This is a genomic window from Aeromonas sp. Marseille-Q5825 (assembly GCF_946892685.1).
GTDB classification, from domain to species: domain Bacteria; phylum Pseudomonadota; class Gammaproteobacteria; order Enterobacterales; family Aeromonadaceae; genus Aeromonas; species Aeromonas rivipollensis.
In genome coordinates this window covers 1-2,333 of the sequence record NZ_CAMPOU010000013.1, presented here as the reverse complement: position 1 = coordinate 2,333, position 2,333 = coordinate 1, and the positions used below count along the sequence as shown (strand labels likewise).

1 protein-coding gene is annotated in these 2,333 nt (G+C 60.6%); it reads left to right on the top strand.

The window, feature by feature from the left end; all coding sequences use genetic code 11:
• Positions 1-2,333, top strand: a 2,333-nt coding sequence (locus OC537_RS20610) for a beta strand repeat-containing protein (RefSeq protein WP_262114056.1), incomplete at both ends; no start/stop codon positions are given.

Below are 2,333 nucleotides of genomic sequence, written 5' to 3'. Positions count from 1 at the left end.
AGCGAGAACTCTTCTGGGGTGACCATTGGCACGACGGCCACATTGCTCGGGGACGACAATTACGGCGCTGATGGCGCGGCGGCCACCGGTTCGCTGGTGATCGGCACAGGCGACAAGGGTGGCACGGTCACCATCGACGTCAATGGCAACCTGGTTTATACCAACACCTCGCAGAACGTGGGGCAGGGCGAGACGGTCACCGAAACCTTCACCTACACGATCAAGGATGCCGATGGCGACACCGCCGAGGCGACCTTTACGGTCAACCTGACGGATACGGGCGTCACCATCGGTGCGGCTCCGGCTAACCTGCTGGCTGACGAAGACAACCTGGCAGCCGGTGTCGGCAATACCACCTCCCCGGGTGATGATGCACAGGTTTTGAGCGGCACCATCAGCTATACGCTCGGTCAGGATGCGATTGGCAGCATCACGCTATCGACTGCCGGCAATGCGACCGGCCTGAAGACGCTGGCAGGCCAGGATGTCGTGACCACGTTCAGCAACGGCACGCTGATCGGCTACATCAGTGGTACAAACCCGTTGGTGGCCACCAACCAAGTGTTCGCGATCACGCTTGGCACGCTCGGTGCCAGTTCGACCGGTTACACCATGACCCTGTTCCAGCCGGTCAAACATGCGAGCGCGGGCACTGAGGACAATACGACGCCCTTCACGGTCAATGTCGTGGTTGCCGATGCTGATGGCAGCACCGCCAACACCAGCTTCACCGTCTCCATTGACGATGACATGCCAATCGCCACCAATGATGATTTGCTGGCGACGCTGAGCGAGAACTCTTCTGGGGTGACCATTGGCACGACGGCCACATTGCTCGGGGACGACAATTACGGCGCTGATGGCGCGGCGGCCACCGGTTCGCTGGTGATCGGCACAGGCGACAAGGGTGGCACGGTCACCATCGACGTCAATGGCAACCTGGTTTATACCAACACCTCGCAGAACGTGGGGCAGGGCGAGACGGTCACCGAAACCTTCACCTACACGATCAAGGATGCCGATGGCGACACCGCCGAGGCGACCTTTACGGTCAACCTGACGGATACGGGCGTCACCATCGGTGCGGCTCCGGCTAACCTGCTGGCTGACGAAGACAACCTGGCAGCCGGTGTCGGCAATACCACCTCCCCGGGTGATGATGCACAGGTTTTGAGCGGCACCATCAGCTATACGCTCGGTCAGGATGCGATTGGCAGCATCACGCTATCGACTGCCGGCAATGCGACCGGCCTGAAGACGCTGGCAGGCCAGGATGTCGTGACCACGTTCAGCAACGGCACGCTGATCGGCTACATCAGTGGTACAAACCCGTTGGTGGCCACCAACCAAGTGTTCGCGATCACGCTTGGCACGCTCGGTGCCAGTTCGACCGGTTACACCATGACCCTGTTCCAGCCGGTCAAACATGCGAGCGCGGGCACTGAGGACAATACGACGCCCTTCACGGTCAATGTCGTGGTTGCCGATGCTGATGGCAGCACCGCCAACACCAGCTTCACCGTCTCCATTGACGATGACATGCCAATCGCCACCAATGATGATTTGCTGGCGACGCTGAGCGAGAACTCTTCTGGGGTGACCATTGGCACGACGGCCACATTGCTCGGGGACGACAATTACGGCGCTGATGGCGCGGCGGCCACCGGTTCGCTGGTGATCGGCACAGGCGACAAGGGTGGCACGGTCACCATCGACGTCAATGGCAACCTGGTTTATACCAACACCTCGCAGAACGTGGGGCAGGGCGAGACGGTCACCGAAACCTTCACCTACACGATCAAGGATGCCGATGGCGACACCGCCGAGGCGACCTTTACGGTCAACCTGACGGATACGGGCGTCACCATCGGTGCGGCTCCGGCTAACCTGCTGGCTGACGAAGACAACCTGGCAGCCGGTGTCGGCAATACCACCTCCCCGGGTGATGATGCACAGGTTTTGAGCGGCACCATCAGCTATACGCTCGGTCAGGATGCGATTGGCAGCATCACGCTATCGACTGCCGGCAATGCGACCGGCCTGAAGACGCTGGCAGGCCAGGATGTCGTGACCACGTTCAGCAACGGCACGCTGATCGGCTACATCAGTGGTACAAACCCGTTGGTGGCCACCAACCAAGTGTTCGCGATCACGCTTGGCACGCTCGGTGCCAGTTCGACCGGTTACACCATGACCCTGTTCCAGCCGGTCAAACATGCGAGCGCGGGCACTGAGGACAATACGACGCCCTTCACGGTCAATGTCGTGGTTGCCGATGCTGATGGCAGCACCGCCAACACCAGCTTCACCGTCTCCATTGACGATGACATGCC